Raw genomic sequence first — 17,563 nt, forward strand, 5'->3', positions numbered from 1 at the left:
TCGGGAGTGCCGGCTCGCGGCACCGACACGGAGGAGCACCTTTTCTTGACCACTCACCTTCGACGTGGCGCCGGTCCGCGGACGGTACTGGCGCTGTTAGCGGCACTCTGCGGGATCGTCGGCGTCACCTCGCTCGGTACGACCCCGGCGGCGGCGGCCGACCAGCGGCAGGCGATCTACGCCATCGCACACCGGGTCGACACCGTGGAGGGTGTGGACGCCGCGCTCAACCATGGCGCCAACGCCATCGAGATCGACGTCTGCGCCTGGTGGAACCCGAACGAATGGCGCGCCTACCACGACTGTTCCTCGGCCGGTGACAACCGGCGGGGTCCCAGCTTCGACAGCATGATCGACCGGATTCTCTCCAACGCCAAGGCAGGGCGCCGGCCGGCGCTGGTCTGGCTGGACATCAAGGACCCGAACTACTGCGGGGAACAGCCCAACCGCACGTGCAGCGTCGCCGGACTGCGCGACAAGGCGCAGCGGCTGACGGCCGCCGGGATCCAGGTGCTCTACGGCTTCTACGAGTACCACGGCGGCAGCGACCCGGACGTCGGCGGCCGGGGCTGGAAGAGCCTGGAGGGCAAGCTCGGCAAGCTGGAGGGCATCACCACCACCGGGACCCGCGATCAGGTCCGGAACGCCTTCAACCGGTCCGGTTCCGGGTTCCCGAACGGTCGCCGGGTGATGGACTACGGCGACAGCAACATCCCCAACGGGTTCGGCAACTGCACGGAAGCCGGCCGCAGCACGTGCGCGGAACTGAAGAAGGGCGCCGCGGACCGTGCCGCAGGACAGCTCGCGGCCACGCTGTCCTGGACGACCACCTACAACGACCCGTGGTACGTCGACAAGCTGCTGGGCGACGCGCGGGTGGACGGCATCATCGCGGGCTACGGCAACTTCACCGGAGAGCACGAGTACGACAACGGCTGGCAGTGCGCCAACGCCATCAACCTCATCCGCGACTGGGTGAACCGCCACAGCTCCACCCACCGCATGGCCACCGGCGCCGACCGGATGTTCAGGTAACGGACGGCGCCGGGCAGGGACCCCCGCGGGTCCCTCGGGCCGTCGGCCGGCATCCCGGCCGACGGCCTTTGCGCACTCCGCGCACGCCCTAGTCGTCCCCGGAGTCGGACGTCCCGCCGCCGTTGCCCCCGCTCCTCCGGCCCGCGGACTTGAACAGGGTGAGGAGGAGGTCGGCGGTCACAGAGACGACGTTCATCCAGCGGGGTACGTCTGCGTCGGGAGTGTCCTCCGGTGTCGTGGTCATGGCGGTTGATCCTAGTTCCGCCCCCAACGCCCGTACCAGGGGACGTGGTCCGTCGACCTCCGCGAGGAACTCCGGTACACGGCTGTTCGCCTCCACCGCCGGGATCCCCCTCGCCGTACGCGTGGACCGGGGTGGTACGCCCGGGCGGGCGGACGAGCGGCAGGCCTGCCCGTCTTCTACTCCTCGGTCCGCCGCTCGCGCCAGTCGCGCACCACGGTCGCCATGTCGAAGGGCACGAGGTTGAGGGGAGGGCCCTCCGGAGGACGCCGGAGCGCTTCGGCGATCTTCTCGTTGATCGCGGTGACGATGCCTCGGACCTCACGCTCCGACCCCGCGCGGGACACCGCCGCGAGGGCGTCCTCGGCCTCCTTGCGCAGCACGAGCGAGGGCGGCAGGAACGACAGGTTCTCCCGTCGCATCTTCTCCTTGACCCACCACATGTCGTCGTAGGGCCGGTCCAGGCCGGGCAGCGGCTTGCCGAAGCCCGGGAGGTCGGCGAACGCGCCGCGCGCCTCGGCCTCACGGATCTGGCGGTCGGCCCAGGTCTCGAAGTCGATCCCGGGCGGCTTGCGTTCGGTCATCGGGCGGCTCCCTCACCTGCCGGCAGTTCACGGAGTGCTCGGGTCCCTTCCAGTGTCCCGCACCGCCGTCGGGAGACGTCAGGCGGTGCCCAGGCCGGCGCGGACGAGGTCGAGGATCGCCTCGTCGCCCAGGCCGGAGGCGCGGGCCTCGGAGACCAGCCGGGCGGCGGCGGCGAGCAGCCGGGCCCGGTCGGCGACGGCGTCGCCCGCCGTGACCACCGCCCCGCGGCCGCGCCGCAGTTCGATCAGCCCTTCCTCGCGCAGCCGCTGGTACCCCCGGAGCACGGTGTGCACATTGACACCGAGCGAGTCGGCGAGGGCGCGGGCGGCGGGCAGCCGCTCCCCCGGGCGGACGGAGCCCTCGGCGACGGCGGCCCGGACGGAGGCGGCGATCTGGTCGCCGAGCGGTACGGGTGCGGCGTGGTCGAGCCGGACGAGCACGTCAGCCCCCTTCCCGCACGCGCCGGCGGTCACGGTCGACGAGCGCGTTCAACAGGGCGGCCGCGGTGGCGGCTTCGTCCACCGTGACCACGAACTCGCTGCCGGTCGTCAGCCGGATCACGAGGGCGTCGCCGGAGCGCAGCACGAGCCCGCTGCGGCCCGGGCGGGCGCGGTATCCCCAGCCGCCGAACTCGCGGAGGGCGGAGATACCGCGGCTGTCCGCCGACTCGACGCGGTCGAGCCCGATGCGCAGCCGGGGCCGGGGTGTCCACAGGGGTACGGCGGTCAGGCCGTGCCGGTCGACGGTGACGCGCGCGCCCGGCAGTGCGAGCAGCAGGCCGCCCACGCCCAGCATGACGAGTCCGGAGCCCCAGCCTGCCGTGAGGCCGATCGCGAGGCCCGCGACGAGCATGGCGGCCCCGACGCCCAGCAGCGGGCGCGAGACGACCGACCGGGTCCACACGGCGCCCTCGGACGCGCCGAGTGCCAGGCGGGGTCCGGAGGCCACCGCGGTGACGTCCGTCCGCCGGGCGGGCGGCGCGAGGACGGCCAGCAGCAGCCCGAGGCCGCCCGCGGCGGCGGCCACCCCGAGCACCGCCACCAGTCCGTCGAGGCGCAGCCGGACGTCCTCCGGCGAGTCGCCGGCCGCGTTGCCGAGGACGGTCCAGGTGAGCAGGGAGGCGACGAGGGCGGCCACCGCGTAGGCGATTCCGGTGAAGCAGCGCCAGCCGAACGGTTCGAGATCGAGGAAGGGGGCCAGCACGGCGAAGACGACCGCGGGCACCAGGACCAACGCCAGGGCCTGGTACGGGAACGCGCCCACGGACGTGAACCCGTCCGCCCTGCCGGAGCCGGTGAAGTGGACCGCCATCCGGTCCGGCAGCCGGTGCCGCTCGCCGCCGAAGACCGCGAGGAAGACGCCGAGGCCGAGCAGGTGGGGCAGGGCGATGAGGACGGTACGCCAGGGCCGTCCGACGGTACGTACGGGCAGGTTCACCAATCCACCTCCATTGTTCACATGACTATAGAACAAACCATAGAACAAGGTGGAGAAGAAGAGCAGATCACCGACCCCTCCCACGAAAGATCTCATATTTGAGATACCGTCTGACTCATGACAGACGCTTACCTCTCCCGCATCGGCAAGCTCATCCGTGACGCGCGGCAGCACCGCGGCTGGACCCAGTCACAGCTGGCCGACGCGCTCGGCACCAGTCAGAGTGCGGTCAACCGCATCGAACGGGGAAATCAGAACATCAGTCTTGATATGATCGCCCGTATCGGTGAGGCGCTGGACAGTGAGATCGTCTCTCTGGGCTATGCCGGCCCCATGCACCTCCGGGTCGTCGGCGGGCGCCGCCTGTCCGGCGCGATCGACGTGAAGACCAGCAAGAACGCCTGCGTCGCGCTGCTCTGCGCCACGCTCCTCAACGCCGGCCGCACCACCCTCCGGGGGGTGGCCCGGATCGAGGAGGTCTACCGGATCCTGGAGGTCCTCGGCAGCATCGGCGTCCGCGCCCGCTGGATCAACGACGGGAACGACCTGGAGATCGTGCCGCCGGCCGACCTCGACCTGGACGCGATGGACCGCGAGGCGGCCCGGCGCACCCGGAGCGTCATCATGTTCCTCGGCCCGCTGCTGCACCGCATGGACCAGTTCGGCATCCCGTACGCCGGCGGCTGCGACCTCGGCACCCGCACCGTCCAGCCGCACATGACGGCCCTGCGCCACTTCGGCCTGGAGATCACGGCCACCGACGGCACGTACCACGCCAAGGTCGACCGCAGCGTCTCGCCGACCCGCGCCATCGTGCTGACCGAGCGCGGGGACACCGTCACCGAGAACGCCCTGCTGGCCGCCGCCCGCCACGACGGCGTCACCGTCATCCGCAACGCCAGCTCCAACTACATGGTCCAGGACCTCTGCTTCTTCCTGGAGGAGCTGGGCGTCCGGGTCGAGGGCGTCGGCACCACCACGCTCACCGTGCACGGCGTGACCGACATCGACCGCGACGTCGACTACGCGCCCTCCGAGGACCCGGTCGAGGCGATGAGCCTGCTGGCCGCGGCCGTGGTCACCGAGTCGGAGCTGACGATCCGCCGGGTGCCCGTCGAGTTCATGGAGATCGAGCTCGCCGTCCTGGAGGAGATGGGCCTCGACCACGAGCGCAGCCCCGAGTACCGCGCCAACAACGGCCGCACCCGCCTCCTCGACCTCACCGTGCGCCCCTCCAAACTCCGGGCCCCCATCGACAAGATCCACCCCATGCCGTTCCCCGGCCTCAACATCGACAACGTCCCCTTCTTCGCCGCCATCGCCGCCTCCGCCCTGGGCCAGACCCTCATCCACGACTGGGTCTACGACAACCGCGCCATCTACCTCACCGACCTCAACCGCCTCGGCGCCGACGTCAAACTCCTCGACCCCCACCGCGTCCTCGTCGAGGGCCCCACCCGCTGGCGCTCCGCCGAAATGATGTGCCCGCCCGCCCTGCGCCCCGCCGTCGTCGTCCTGCTGGCAATGATGGCGGCGGAGGGGACGTCCGTCCTGCGCAACGTGTACGTCATCAACCGCGGGTACGAGGACCTGGCGGAGCGGCTGAACTCGATCGGCGCGCAGATCGAGATCTTCCGGGACATCTGAGCGCGGTGGCCCCGGAGGGGGACTCCGGGGCCGCCCGCGGCCTAGAGCTCGTGCCCCGTCGTGGTGTCCACGTGGGCGGGGATGTCGCCCTCGTGGCGGTCGCCCGTCGTCGGGGTGCCCGTGGGTTCGAACATCAGGATGGAGGCGCCCTCGGGAGAGGACGGTTTGTGTTCGGTGCCCTTGGGGACGACGAAGGTGTCGCCCCGGTGCAGTTGGACGGTGCGCTCGGTGCCGTCGGGGGCGCGGAGGGCGAGGTCGAAGCGGCCGTCGAGGACGAGGAAGAACTCGTCGGTGTCGTCGTGGGCGTGCCAGATGTGCTCGCCGCGGGTGTGGGCGACGCGGACGTCGTAGTCGTTCATGCGGGCGACGATGCGGGGGCTGTAGACGTCGTCGAAGGAGGCCAGCGCCTCGGTGAGGTTCACGGGTCGGTTGCTCATGGGCCGATCGTCGCCGGGCGGCGCGGGGGTGTCTTGTACGTTGCTGTCATGTCCGGGCGAGGGGGCTCGCGCCGAAGGACACGTCGAAGCGGTCGCACCAGATGCTGACGCTGGTGTACCGGTCGAGGTCGAGGTCCTTGGGGAGGGCGTAGTTCTGGTCGCCCTTGTTGCCCTTCAGCGAGCCGAGGCTGATGTGGGCGCCGTCGTCGAAGACGTGCCAGCCCGCGCGGCCCTGCTTCACGGGGGCGTCGCTGAGCAGGACCTTCACGTCCGGGCCGTTGCTGGTGTCGAGGCCTTCCAGGCGGAGCGTGCGGCTGCCGTCGGGCAGTTGGAGGACGCGGACGGCGCCGGAGGTGGTGTGTTCGTGGCTGATGAGGTTGCCGGTGGCCAGGGTGCGTGCGGTGGCGGTGGGGGCGGCCTCGTGGACCGTCTCGTCCTGCCACAGTTTCCAGGGCTGGAACCAGTACGCGGCGGCCGCGGCCGCCAGGAGCAGCACGCTCGTCGTCCCGATGACGAACGGCTTCCCGCACCACTGTCGTACGCGTCCCATGGCCCCGTCTCCCGTCTTTCGTTCTCCGGCGGCCTGTTTGCCGGACTGTGACGGTTAACGTCCGAGGCGTCAGGTTTTCTCCCGGGGCAGGACCGCGAGACCGTCCAGTTCCACCACCGCCTCCTCGTCCCAGAGCCGGACCGCGCCGATGAGGGCCATCGCCGGATAGTCCCGTCCCGCGAGCCGGCGCCAGACGGCCCCCAGTTCGCCGGCGCTCGCGCGGTAGGCCGCGACGTCGGTGGTGTAGACGGTGACGCGGGCGAGGTCGGCGGGGCCGCCGCCGGTCGCCGCGAGTGCGGTGAGCAGGTTCGTCAGCGCGCGGTCGAACTGCGCCACGAGGCCGCCCTCGACGACCTTCCCGGTGCCGTCGGTCCCGGTCTGGCCCGCCAGGAACACCAGCCTGCCGCCCTCGGCGGTCACCGCGTGCGTGAAGCCGCGGGGTGGGGCGAGCTCCGCGGGGTTGAGGCGTTCGAGGTGCGCCGTCCTCTGCTCCTCGCTCGTCTTCTCCTCACGCGCTGCGCTCATCGGTAGAGCTCCCTCGCGATGATCGTGCGCTGCACTTCGGTCGCGCCCTCGTAGATCCGGGGCGCCCGCACCTCCCGGTACAGGTGCTCCAGGAGGTGCCCCTGTTCCAGGGCGCAAGCGCCGTGGATCTGGACGGCGGTGTCGACGACGTACTGGGCCGTCTCCGTGGCGTAGAGCTTGGCCATGGCCGACCGCCCGGCGACGCCCGGCTCCCCCGCGTCGTACGCGGCGGCCGCGGCGTGGACGAGGAGGGACGCCGCCTCGGTGCGCGTGGCCATCTCGGCGAGCTGGTGGGAGACGGCCTGGAGGTCCTTCAACGGGCCGCCGAAGGCGTGCCGTTCGCCGGCGTGGACGAGGGTGGCGCGCAGGGCGGCGCGGGCCATGCCGACGGCGAGGGCTCCGACGCTCGGCCGGAAGAGGTCGAGGGTGCGCAGGGCGACGCGGAAGCCCCCGTCCACCTCGCCGAGGACGTCGTCGGGGCCCACGGGGACGCCGTCGAAGGTGAGGGTGCCGATGGGGTGCGCGGCGACCATGCGCAGCGGGCGGCCGCCGAGGCCGGGCCGGTCGGCGGGGACCAGGAAGGCCGTGATGCCGTGGGCGCCGGCGTCCGGCCGGGTCCGGGCGAAGACGGTGTAGAAGTCGGCCTCCGGCGCGTTGGAGATCCATTTCTTCTCGCCGTGCAGGGTCCAGTCCGAGGGGCCGGCAGGTACGGCGCGCAGCCGCAGGGCGGCGGCGTCGGAGCCGGCGTCCGGCTCGCTCAGCGCGAAGGCGGCGACGGCCCGGCCGGCGACGACGTCGGGAAGCCAGCGGGCGCGCTGTGCGGCGGTGCCCTCCCGGGCGATCGGGTACGCGCCGAGGCCCTGGAGGGCGAGGGCGGTCTCCGCCTCGGTGGACTCCTGGGCGATCGACTCGCGCAGGAGGCAGAGGTCGACGGCGCGGACGCCGCCGGCGGAGGGGAAGAGCCGTGCCAGCAGCCCGAGTTCGCCGAGGGCGGCCACCAGCGGGCGGTTGACGCCGCCGGGCTTGGCGCCGGCGGCGCTTTCGACGAGGGGGCGTAACCGCCGGGCGGTCAGGGTGCGCACCATGGCGCACCACTCCCGCTGTTCGCGGTTGAGCGCGAACGAGTGCTGGACCAGGGGGTGTTCTCCGGCGGAGCCCGGAGCGGAAGCCTTCGGCACCGTCCGTCCTTTCTGTCGCGCTCTGTTGGCTGTCATCTCTGTCGCGCTCTGTTGACTGTCGTCACGGTCTCGTTACGCTGGCAGCGCATCCGTACGGCTGGCAAGACCCCCACGCACCTCCACCCGTCCTCGGCACGAGGGGGCGCAACCCGTCATGGAGCTCATGCCGTCGGCGCACGTCGACACCTTCCCCCGCGACAGCCTGCCGCCCGCCGCCCAGTGGCCGGACCTCCGCTTCGGCCCCGGCGTCCCGCCCTACCCGGACCGGCTCAACTGCGGTGCCGAACTGCTGGACGCGACCGTCGCGCGGTGGGGCCCGGACCGCCCGGCGATGCGGGACAAGTCCGGGAGCGTCTGGTCGTACGGGGAGCTGCGGGAGCGCGTGGACCGGATCGCGCACACGCTCACCGAGGACCTGGGCGTGGTCCCGGGCAACCGGGTGCTGCTGCGCGGCCCCACGACGCCGCTGCTCGCGGCCTGCTGGCTGGCGGTGGCGAAGGCGGGGGCGGTCGCCGTGACGGTGCCGGCGGCCCAGCGGGCGCGCGAGCTCGCCACCATCTGCCGCATCGCGCGGGTGCGGCACGCCCTCTGCGACGCCCGGTCGGCCGGGGAGCTCGTCAAGGCGGCCGTGCCCTCCCTGCGGATGACGCCGTTCGGCGGCGGTTCACCGGGCGATCTGCTGCGGCTGTCGGCAAAGAAACCCCCATCGTATGACGCGGTGGCGACCTCCGCGGACGACGTGGCGCTCATCGCGTTCACCTCGGGCACGACGGGACCGCCCAAGGGCTGTCTGCACTTCCACCGGGACGTGCTCGCCGTCGCCGACACCTTCTCGGCTCAGGTGCTGCGGCCGCGCCCGGACGACGTCTTCGGCGGCAGCCCGCCGCTCGGCTTCACCTTCGGGCTCGGCGGGCTCGTGGTGTTCCCGCTCCGCGCGGGCGCCTCGACGGTGCTCGCCGAGTGGTCGGGGCCCGGGCAGCTGCTGGCCGACGTCCAACGGCAGCGCGTCTCGGTGCTGTTCACCGCGCCGACGGCGTACCGGGCGATGCTCGAACGGATCGGCCCGTACGACACGTCGTCGCTGCGCAGATGCGTCTCCGCCGGTGAGCACCTGCCCGCGGCGCTGTGGCACTCCTGGCGCGCGGCGACCGGCCTTTCGCTGATCAACGGGATCGGCGCGACGGAGATGCTGCACATCTTCCTCGCCGCCGCCGACGACACGGCCCGCCCCGGTACGACGGGGCGCCCGGTGCCGGGCTTCGAGGCGCGGATCGTCGCCGCCGCGGACGACATGTCCCGTCCGGTGCCCGACGGCTCGCCCGGACTGCTGGCCGTGCGCGGGCCCGTGGGCTGCCGCTACCTCGCGGACGAGCGGCAGACGACGTACGTCCGGGACGGCTGGAACCTCACCGGCGACCGCTACGTCCGGGACGCGGAAGGGTACTTCACCTTCCTCGGCCGCGCCGACGACATGATCGTCTCGGGTGGGCACAACATCGCGGGCCCGGAGGTCGAGGAGGCCCTGCTCCGCCACCCCGACGTGCTGGAGGCGGCCGTCACTGGGCGGCCGGACGAGCGGCGGGGCGAACTCGTCGTCGCCCACGTGGTGGTGCGGAACGGCGTGCCGCGGTCCGAGCGGACCGCCGACGACCTGCGGGAATTCACCAAAAAGGAGATCGCCTCCTACAAGTGCCCTCGCGAGATCGTGTTCCTCGACGCACTGCCGCGCACGCCCACGGGCAAACTCCAGCGGTTCCGGCTGCGTTCGGGCGCTTTACAGTTTCCCCGTGACTGACCACCAGCCGTCCCCCACCCCCCGCTCGCTGATCGTCTCCTTCTACGGTGCGTACGGCCGCGGGGCCGCCGGGCGACCGGCCGGCCCGCTGCCGGTCGCGGCGCTGATCCGGCTGCTCGGCGCGGTGGGCGTGGACGCGCCCTCGGTGCGGTCGGCCGTCTCCCGGCTCAAGCGGCGCGGCCTGCTGACCGCCGGCCGGACGCCGGACGGCGCGGCGGGCTACGGACTGTCCGACGCCGCCCGGCAGCTGCTCGACGACGGCGACCGGCGGATCCTCGGGCGGCCCGCCGCGCGCCCGGGGCAGAGCTGGCTGCTGGCGGTCTTCTCCGTCCCCGAACAGGAGCGCCACAAGCGCCACCTGCTGCGCTCACGGCTGTCCCGGCTGGGCTTCGGGACGGCGGCGCCCGGGGTGTGGATCGCCCCCGCCCATGTGCACGAGGAGACCCGGCACACCCTGGACCGGTTGGGCCTCGCCTCCTACGTGGACCTCTTCCGCGGCCGCCACCTGGGCTTCGAGCCAACCCCTGAGGCGGTGGCCCGCTGGTGGGACCTGGACGCCCTCGCCCACCGGCACCGCGCCTTCCTGGAGGCGCACGAGCCCGTGCTGCGCCGCTGGGCCCGGCGTCGGCCGCTGCCGCCCGAGGACGCCTACCGCGACTACCTCCTGGCCCTGGACGCCTGGCGGCGCCTGCCCTACGCGGACCCGGGCCTGCCCGCCGCCCTGCTGCCGGCGGACTGGCCCGGGGCGCGGTCGGCGCGGGTCTTCACGGCGCTGCACCGGAGGCTGCGGGACGCGGGCGAGACGTTTGTGGCAGGGGTGCTGGACGGGGGGCCGGCGGGGGTCTGAGGCGGCGCGGCGATGCGGGCCCGGCGGCAGTCCGGGCTCGTGTATCAGGGGCTTCGCCCCGGGGCCCCCGGGACCGCGCCCCGCGCGAGGACGCGCGCCGCAGGCGCGCTCAGGGGGTGCGGCGGCCTGCCCCCGCAGAAACGGTGAAAGGGAGGGACCGGGGCAGGACACCCCCTAGACCCGCCGCCCCACCGGCGGCCTGCGGCTCCCCGCCCGGTACTGCACCGGCCAGGACACCCCGGGCCCGGCGTACCCCTGCTCCGCCGCGGCGTGCAGGGTCCAGTGCGGGTCGTAGAGGTGTGGCCGGCCGAGCGCGCACAGATCCGCCCGTCCGGCCAGGATCAGGGAGTTGACGTCGTCCCACGACGAGATGGCGCCGACCGTGATCACGGGGACGCCGGCCTCGTTCCGTATCCGGTCCGCGAACGGCGTCTGGTACGAGCGGCCGAACGCGGGCCGTTCCTCGGGCACGACCTGGCCCGTCGAGACGTCGACGGCGTCCGCGCCGTGCCGGGCGAAGGCCCGGGCGACGGTGACCGCGTCGTCGGCGGTCGTGCCGCCCTCCGCCCAGTCCGTGGCCGAGATCCGGACGGTCATGGGGCGCTCGGCGGGCCACACGGCGCGGACCGCGTCGAAGACCTCCAGGGGGTAGGCGAGGCGCCGGCCGAGGTCACCGCCGTAGGCGTCGTCGCGGTGGTTGGTGAGGGGGGAGAGGAAGGAGGAGAGCAGGTAGCCGTGGGCGCAGTGCAGTTCGAGCAGGTCGAAGCCCGCGCGGGCGGCGGATTCGGCGGAGGCCGTGAACTGGTCCTCGATCGCGCGGAGTTCTCCCGTATCAAGCGCGCGGGGCACCTGGCTGACGCCCGCCCGGTAGGGCAGTGGCGACGGCCCGGCGACCGGCCAGTTGCCGTCCGGCAGCGGGTCGTCGATGCCCTCCCACATCAACCGGGTCGACCCCTTGCGCCCGGAATGCCCGAGCTGCACGCCGACGGCGGTCCCGGGGGCCGCCTCGTGCACGAAGTCGGTGATCCGGCGCCAGGCGGCCTCGTGGGCGGGCGCGTAGAGCCCGGTGCAGCCGGGGGTGATCCGTCCCTGAGGGCTGACGCAGACCATCTCCGTCATCACCAGCCCCGCGCCTCCCAAAGCCCGCGCCCCGAGGTGGACGAGGTGGAAGTCACCGGGGGTGCCGTCGGTGGCGGAGTACATGTCCATCGGGGAGACGACGACGCGGTTGCGCAGGGTCAGTCCGCGCAGCCGGAAAGGGGTGAACATGGGGGGTGTGCCGGGCGGAACGCCGGCCTCCTCCTCGACGGCGGCGACGAAGTCCGGGTCGCGCAGCCGGAGGTTGTCGTGGGTGACGCGGCGGCTGCGGGTGAGGAGGTCGAAGGCGAACCGGCGGGGCGGCCGGTTCCGGTGCCACGCCAGGTCCTCGAACCACTCCAGGCTGGCGCGGGCGGCGCGCTGGGTGGACTCGACGAGGGGTCGCCGCTCGGCCTCGTACGCGGCCAGGGCCGAGGGGACGTCCGGGTGGGCGGCGAGCTGCCCGGTCAGGGCGAGGGCGTCCTCGACGGCGAGCTTGGTGCCGGAGCCGATGGAGAAGTGGGCGGTGTGGGCGGCGTCGCCGAGGAGGACCGTGCGGCCGTACGACCAGCGGGCGTTGACGACGGTGCGGAAGGCCGTCCAGGCGGAGCGGTTGGCGCGCAGAGGCCGTCCGTCCAGCGCCCCGGCGAACAGGGCGCCGCAGGCGTCCAGGGTCTCCCGCTCGGTACGGCGGTCGAAGCCTGCCCGGCGCCACACCTCCTCGCGCATTTCGACGATCACGGTGCCGGAGTCGGGGGAGTAGGGGTAGCCGTGCAGCTGCATCACACCGTGCTCGGTCTCGGCGATCTCGAAGCGGAAGGCGTCGAACGCGACGTCCGCGGAGAGCCAGATGTAGCGGCAGCGGTGCGAGGTGAGGACGGGCCGGAAGTGGCCGGCGTGCGCGGTGCGGGTGGCGCTGTGGACGCCGTCGGCGGCGATGACGAGGTCGTGGGTGCGGGCGAGTTCGGCGGCGGGCGGCGCCTCGGCGCGGAACCGGAGGGCGACGCCGAGGCCGCGGCAGCGCTCGTGCAGGATCTCCAGCAGGCGGTGGCGGCCGAGCGCGGCGAAGCCGTGGCCGCCGGAGCGCAGGGTCCGTCCCCGGTGCACCACGTCGATGGCGTCCCAGCGCACGAACGCGCGGCGGAGCGCGGCGTACACCTCGGGGTCGGCGCTCTCGATGCCGCCGAGCGTCTCGTCGGAGAGGACCACGCCGAAACCGAAGGTGTCGTCGGGGGCGTTGCGCTCCCAGAGGGTGACCTCGTGCCCGGGGTCCTGACGTTTCAGCAGGGCGGCGGCGTAGAGCCCGCCCGGGCCGCCGCCGATGACCGCGACCCGCACGTCAGACGCCCCGCCACTCGGGAGGCCGCTTGGCGGTGAACGCGGCGTGGAACTCGGCGTAGTCGGCGCTGTTCATCAGGAGGGCCTGGGTGGCCGCGTCGAGTTCGACGGCGGCGGAGAAGGGCATGTCGAGTTCGGCCGCGAGCAGGGCCTTGGTCTGGGCGTGGGCGAGGGCGGGCCCGTCGGCCAGCCGGCGGGCCAGGGCGCGCGCCGCGTCGGCCGCCTCCCCGTCCGGTACCAACTGGCTGATCAGTCCGATGCGTTCGGCCTCGGCGGCGCGGACGGTGTCGCCGAGCATCAGCAGCCGGGTGGCGTGGCCGAGGCCGACGACGCGGGGCAGGAGGTAGGCGGCGCCCATGTCGCCGCCGGAGAGCCCGACCTTGGTGAAGAGGAACGCGAAGCGGGCCGTGGGGTCGGCCACCCGGAAGTCGGCGGCAAGGGCGAGCACCGCGCCCGCGCCCGCGGCGACGCCGTGCAGGGCGGCGACGACGGGGAACGGGCACTCGCGCAGGGCCCGGACGACCTGGCCGGTCATGCGGTTGAAGTCGAGCAGCCGCCGGGTGTCCATGGCGAGGGTGGCGCCGATGATGGCGTCGACGTCCCCTCCGGAGCAGAAGCCGCGCCCCTCCCCGCCGAGGACGAGGGCCCGTACCGAGCCGTCCCGGGCGAGTTCGGGGAGCAGGTCGCGCAGGTCGGCGTAGGCGCCGAAGGTGAGCGCGTTGAGCTTGTCGGGGCGGGCGAGGGTAATGGCGGCGACGCCGGAGTCGACGGTCAGGCGCAGGTGCCGCCATTCCTCGGTCGTGGACGCGGATCCGGTGAACGGACTCATCGAGCACGGCCTCCTTCAGCCGGGTGGGCTGGTGCCTGCCCGGCGAAGCTATCACCGATGTGTGACTGTCGTCACGAGTGCGCGATAGGGAGGGCGGGGTCCCCGGGGTGGGCGTTCCCGGGAACGGCGTTGTCCGGACGAGCGAGGGAGGACACGAGGATCGCCTTGATGGTGTGCATCCGGTTCTCCGCCTGGTCCCAGACGACGGAGTGCACGGACTCGAAGACCTCGTCGGTCACTTCGAGCGAGGTGAGGCCGTGCCGTTCGTGGATCTCGCGGGCGACCGAGGTGCCGAGGTCGTGGAAGGCGGGCAGGCAGTGCAGGAACTTCACGGCGGCGTTGCCGGTGGCCCGGAGGACGTCCATGGTGACGGCGTAGGAGGCGAGCAGGGCGATCCGCGCGTCCCACACCTCACGGGGCTCGCCCATGGAGACCCAGACGTCGGTGGCGACGAAGTCCGCGCCCGCCACCCCCTCGGCGACGTCCTGGGTGAGCGTGATCCGGGCGCCGCTCCGGCGGGCCAGCTGCCGCGCCTGTTCGACGATCTCGGGGGCGGGCCAGAGCTCCTCGGGGGCCACGATGCGGACATCCATGCCGAGCAGGGCGCCGGTGACGAGGTAGGAGTTGCCCATGTTGTAGCGGGCGTCGCCGAGGTAGGCGAGGGCCGCGTGCTCCAGGGGCTTGGCGGTGTGCTCGGACATGGTGAGGACGTCGGCGAGCATCTGGGTGGGGTGCCACATGTCGGTCAGCCCGTTGAAGACCGGGACCCCGGCGTACGCGGCCAGCTCCTCCAGTACCTCCTGGGCGTGCCCCCGGTACTCGATGGCGTCGTACATCCGGCCGAGGACGCGGGCGGTGTCCTTGACCGACTCCTTGTGGCCGAGCTGGGAGCCGGCGGGGTCGAGGTACGTCGTCCGGGCGCCCTGGTCGGCGGCGGCGACCTCGAAGGCGCAGCGGGTGCGGGTCGAGGTCTTCTCGAAGACCAGCGCGATGTTCCGGCCGGTCAGGCGGGGCACCTCGGTGCCGGCGCGCTTGGCGGCCTTCAACTCGGCGGCCAGCTCGACGAGGCCGTGGAACTCCCCGGCGCTGAGATCCGTCTCCTTGAGCAGGCCGCGGCCCGCGAGGACTGTCGCCATGAGGACTCCCTGGAATGCCGTGCGCCGAATGCCCTTGCACTGGAATTCTATGCGCTTGATCGCAACATTATGCACTCATGGTCTCAGCTCCTCTCCCTGGGGGTTCCCCCCGGGACCTCCCCCGGGCCTCCCACCGGGGCTTTGGGCGGGGCCTTCGACGGGGTCCCGCTCCACCGGACAGCTCATGCAGCGCGGGCCGCCCCTCCCCCGCCCCAGCTCGCTGCCGGGGATGGTGATGACCTCGATTCCATGTTTGCGCAGGAAGGTGTTGGTCGTCGCGTTGCGCTCGTACGCGACCACCACGCCCGGCTCTATCGCCAGCACGTTGCAGCCGTCGTCCCACTGCTCCCGCTCCGCCGCGTGCACGTCCTGCGTCGGGGTGAGCACCCGGATCCCGTCCAGCCCGAGGGCCGCGGCGATCGCGCGGTGCATATGGCCCGGCGGGTGGTCGGTGACCTTCAGCTCCCGCTCGCCGACGCCGGGCTCGATGGTGTACGAGCGGAGCATGCCCAGCCCCGCGTACTGGGTGAAGGTGTCACCGTCCACCATCGTCATCACCGTGTCCAGGTGCATCACCGCGCGCCGCTTGGGCATGTCCAGCGCCACGATGGTCCGCGCCGAGCCGGCGGCGAAGAGCCGGTGCGCCAGCATCTCCACCGCCTGCGGGGTGGTCCGCTCGCTCATCCCGATCAGGACCGCGCCCCGCCCGATGACCAGCACGTCCCCGCCCTCGATGGTCGACGGGTAGGCGGCCTGGCCCTCCGACCAGATGTGGAAACCGGTCGCGGCGAACAGCGGGTGGTGCCGGTAGACCGCCTCGTAGTGCACGGTCTCGTGCCAACGGGCGGGCCAGCGCATGGCGTTGATGCACACCCCGTCGTAGATCCAGGCCGAGGTGTCGCGGGTGAAGAGGTGGTTGGGCAGCGGGTTGATCAGGAAGTCGTCGAGGTCCATCACATGGAAGCGGACGGAGACCGGCTCCGCGTGCCGTTCCAGGAACTCGCGCTTGGTCATCCCGCCGACGAGCCAGGACGTCAGCTCGGCGGCGGGCATCCGCTCGAAGGCCGCGCGCAGCGGGCCGGTGGCCAGCGGGCCGTACTCCTTCTCGTCGAAGACGCGGTCCAGGACGAGCGTGCGCGCGGCCGGCACCGTCAGGCTCTCCTCCAGCAGGTCCTGGAAGAGGTGCACCTCGACGCCGCGCTCGCGCAGCACGTCGGCGAACCCGTCGTGCTCGGCGCGTGCGCGGCGAACCCAGAGCACGTCGTCGAAGAGGAGAGCGTCCTTGTTGGAGGGCGTGAGCCGCTTCAGCTCCAGGTCGGGGCGGTGCAGAATGACCCGCCGCAGCCGTCCGGCCTCGGAATCGACATGGAATCCCATCCCTCCATCCTCACCTGATTCAGGCGAGATCACCCCGTGTGCCACGACGGAACGTCAGGCAGGCCACCAGGGCGAGGGCGGCGGTCACCGCCGCGAACCACCAGCCCGCGCGGAGAGTTCCCAGGCCCAGGCGGTGGGCGCCGCCGCCCAGGGCCACGAGGACCGCCACGCCGAGGGCCGTGGCGCCCTGCCGCGACACCATCAGGACGCCGGAGCCGAGCGACATCCGGTGCTCCGGAAGCCGTCCTGCGGCCGCGAACATCACCGACTGGCAGAGCGCCGTCCCGATTCCGGCGAGGATCAGGCCGGGCAGGAGCGCCGCGGCGTAGTGCGGGGCGCCGTGCACGGCGGTCAGCCACCACAGCGGGGCGGCCGTGAAGCACACCGCGCCGAGGGTGGCGGCCCCCCGTTCCCCCATCGCCCCGACGACGCGGCCGGAGAGGGCGGAGATCACGAGGACCGTGCCGGGCCAGGGCGCGAGGGCGAGCCCGGAGCGCTGCACGGACCAGCCCCAGACGTCGGAGCAGAGTACCGACGCGGCGAGCAGCATGGCCGAGTAGGCGAGGAAGTAGCTGAACAGGCCGAGGGTGGCGGCCGTGAAGCCCCGGGTGCGGAACAGCGCCGGGTCGACGACCGGCTCAGGGACGCGCCGCACATGCCGGACGCCGAGCACCGCCGCCACGATCCCGGCCGCCAGCACGCCGAGTGTGGCCGGCGAGCTCCTGCCCCAGTCACCGGCCTCGACGACGGCGGTCGTCAGGGCGCCGACGGCGACGAACACCAGCACCGTCCCCGGCGGGTCCCAGCCCTGCCGGCCGGCCGGAACGGGCCGGGGCAGCAGGCGGACGCCCGCCACCAGGGCCGCCAGCACCACCGGGACGTTGATGAGGAAGACCCAGCGCCAGTCGGACGCCGCGAGCAGCCCGCCGATCACCGGGCCCGCGCTGGCCGCGAGGGCGCTGATGGCCGTCCAGGCGCCCACGGCCGTGGCGCGTTCGGCGGCGGGGAAGGCGGGCAGCGCGAGGGAGAGCGAGGTGGGGACGAGCACGGCCGCGCCGATGCCCTGCGCGACCCTGGCCGCGACCAGCCACCCGAGTCCGGGGGCGAGGCCGCAGCCGACGGAGGCCAGCCCGAACAGGATGAGGCCGAGGAGGAACGCCCGCCTCCGGCCCAGCACGTCGGCCAGCCGCCCGGCCGGGATCAGCAGGGCCGCGAGGACGATGGTGTACGCGTTGAGCACCCACGAGAGGCCGGCCGCCGAGGCCGAGGAGAAGTCCTCGCCGATCACCGGGAAGGCCACGTTGATCGCGGAGACGTCGAGGACAGCGAGGAACTGGGCGGCCGACGCGACGGCGAGGACCAGCCAGCGGCGGGGGTCAGGGCGGGATGCGGGGCGGGGTTCGGGATGGGGTCCGGGATGGGGCCCGGACAGGGGGTTTTGGGGCTTCGCGCTCTCCGGCAAGGACTTCATGCACCCCAGCATCGGGAGGACGGCGCACGGCCACGAGTGGCAAGAACGACAACGCCCG

17 protein-coding genes are annotated in these 17,563 nt (G+C 73.0%); 4 read left to right on the top strand and 13 right to left on the bottom strand.

Annotation, left to right across the window (positions count from 1 at the left end):
* Nucleotides 1-45 precede the first annotated feature (45 nt).
* A complete protein-coding gene (locus HN013_RS02545; protein ID WP_171162461.1) occupies nucleotides 46-1,035 on the top strand; it encodes a glycerophosphodiester phosphodiesterase family protein in 990 nt (329 codons plus the stop codon).
* A gap of 88 nt (nucleotides 1,036-1,123) precedes the next feature.
* Here the strand turns inward: HN013_RS02545 and HN013_RS02550 are convergent, their stop codons facing one another.
* The 4 genes from HN013_RS02550 to HN013_RS02565 form a co-directional block, all read right to left on the bottom strand.
* Nucleotides 1,124-1,279 carry a hypothetical protein gene (locus HN013_RS02550; protein WP_171162463.1) on the bottom strand — a complete coding sequence of 52 codons (156 nt, stop codon included), beginning with the start codon at nucleotides 1,277-1,279 and terminating at the stop codon, nucleotides 1,124-1,126.
* A 176-nt stretch (nucleotides 1,280-1,455) separates the two neighbouring features.
* On the bottom strand, nucleotides 1,456-1,860 hold the full coding sequence (locus HN013_RS02555; protein WP_171162465.1) for a DUF1992 domain-containing protein: 405 nt from the start codon (nucleotides 1,858-1,860) through the stop codon (nucleotides 1,456-1,458).
* Nucleotides 1,861-1,938: 78 nt separating this feature from the next.
* Entirely contained in the window at nucleotides 1,939-2,301 is a 363-nt protein-coding gene (locus HN013_RS02560; RefSeq protein ID WP_171162467.1) for a GntR family transcriptional regulator, read from the bottom strand.
* Between the two features lies 1 nt (nucleotide 2,302).
* On the bottom strand, nucleotides 2,303-3,298 hold the full coding sequence (locus tag HN013_RS02565; RefSeq protein WP_171162469.1) for a DUF1648 domain-containing protein: 996 nt from the start codon (nucleotides 3,296-3,298) through the stop codon (nucleotides 2,303-2,305).
* 117 nt (nucleotides 3,299-3,415) lie between these two features.
* Here HN013_RS02565 and HN013_RS02570 point away from each other — a divergent pair, with 117 nt between their 5' ends.
* Nucleotides 3,416-4,945, top strand: a complete 1,530-nt coding sequence (locus HN013_RS02570) for a UDP-N-acetylglucosamine 1-carboxyvinyltransferase (RefSeq protein WP_171162471.1) — start codon at nucleotides 3,416-3,418, stop codon at nucleotides 4,943-4,945.
* A gap of 41 nt (nucleotides 4,946-4,986) precedes the next feature.
* On the opposite strand, the gene HN013_RS02575 is transcribed toward HN013_RS02570, so the two are convergent.
* The 4 genes from HN013_RS02575 to HN013_RS02590 form a co-directional block, all read right to left on the bottom strand.
* On the bottom strand, nucleotides 4,987-5,382 hold the full coding sequence (locus tag HN013_RS02575; protein ID WP_171162473.1) for a cupin domain-containing protein: 396 nt from the start codon (nucleotides 5,380-5,382) through the stop codon (nucleotides 4,987-4,989).
* 46 nt (nucleotides 5,383-5,428) lie between these two features.
* Nucleotides 5,429-5,932 (bottom strand): DM13 domain-containing protein, encoded by a 504-nt coding sequence (locus HN013_RS02580; protein ID WP_171162476.1) that lies wholly within the window; start codon nucleotides 5,930-5,932, stop codon nucleotides 5,429-5,431.
* A 69-nt stretch (nucleotides 5,933-6,001) separates the two neighbouring features.
* On the bottom strand, nucleotides 6,002-6,457 hold the full coding sequence (locus tag HN013_RS02585) for a RidA family protein (protein ID WP_171162477.1): 456 nt from the start codon (nucleotides 6,455-6,457) through the stop codon (nucleotides 6,002-6,004).
* Entirely contained in the window at nucleotides 6,454-7,593 is a 1,140-nt protein-coding gene (locus tag HN013_RS02590) for an acyl-CoA dehydrogenase family protein (RefSeq protein WP_398978217.1), read from the bottom strand. Before HN013_RS02590 ends, HN013_RS02585 begins: the two co-directional genes overlap by 4 nt.
* A gap of 196 nt (nucleotides 7,594-7,789) precedes the next feature.
* On the opposite strand from HN013_RS02590, the gene HN013_RS02595 reads away from it, so the two are divergent.
* A complete protein-coding gene (locus HN013_RS02595; protein WP_171162481.1) occupies nucleotides 7,790-9,430 on the top strand; it encodes an AMP-binding protein in 1,641 nt (546 codons plus the stop codon).
* Nucleotides 9,423-10,277, top strand: coding sequence for a PaaX family transcriptional regulator C-terminal domain-containing protein (locus HN013_RS02600; RefSeq protein WP_171162483.1), 855 nt, complete (start codon nucleotides 9,423-9,425; stop codon nucleotides 10,275-10,277). Before HN013_RS02595 ends, HN013_RS02600 begins: the two co-directional genes overlap by 8 nt.
* A gap of 174 nt (nucleotides 10,278-10,451) precedes the next feature.
* Here the strand turns inward: HN013_RS02600 and HN013_RS02605 are convergent, their stop codons facing one another.
* From HN013_RS02605 to HN013_RS02625, 5 genes are all read right to left on the bottom strand, one after another.
* Entirely contained in the window at nucleotides 10,452-12,692 is a 2,241-nt protein-coding gene (locus HN013_RS02605) for a bifunctional salicylyl-CoA 5-hydroxylase/oxidoreductase (protein ID WP_171162485.1), read from the bottom strand.
* Between the two features lies 1 nt (nucleotide 12,693).
* On the bottom strand, nucleotides 12,694-13,521 hold the full coding sequence (locus HN013_RS02610) for an enoyl-CoA hydratase family protein (protein WP_171162487.1): 828 nt from the start codon (nucleotides 13,519-13,521) through the stop codon (nucleotides 12,694-12,696).
* Nucleotides 13,522-13,592: 71 nt separating this feature from the next.
* Entirely contained in the window at nucleotides 13,593-14,657 is a 1,065-nt protein-coding gene (argF, locus tag HN013_RS02615) for an ornithine carbamoyltransferase (protein WP_171162489.1), read from the bottom strand.
* A gap of 75 nt (nucleotides 14,658-14,732) precedes the next feature.
* On the bottom strand, nucleotides 14,733-16,034 hold the full coding sequence (locus tag HN013_RS02620; RefSeq protein ID WP_249374671.1) for an arginine deiminase: 1,302 nt from the start codon (nucleotides 16,032-16,034) through the stop codon (nucleotides 14,733-14,735).
* 19 nt (nucleotides 16,035-16,053) lie between these two features.
* Entirely contained in the window at nucleotides 16,054-17,505 is a 1,452-nt protein-coding gene (locus HN013_RS02625) for an MFS transporter (protein ID WP_249374672.1), read from the bottom strand.
* Nucleotides 17,506-17,563: the final 58 nt, after the last annotated feature.

Source organism: Streptomyces sp. I05A-00742 (assembly GCF_013055795.1).
Taxonomy (GTDB): Bacteria; Actinomycetota; Actinomycetes; order Streptomycetales; family Streptomycetaceae; genus Streptomyces.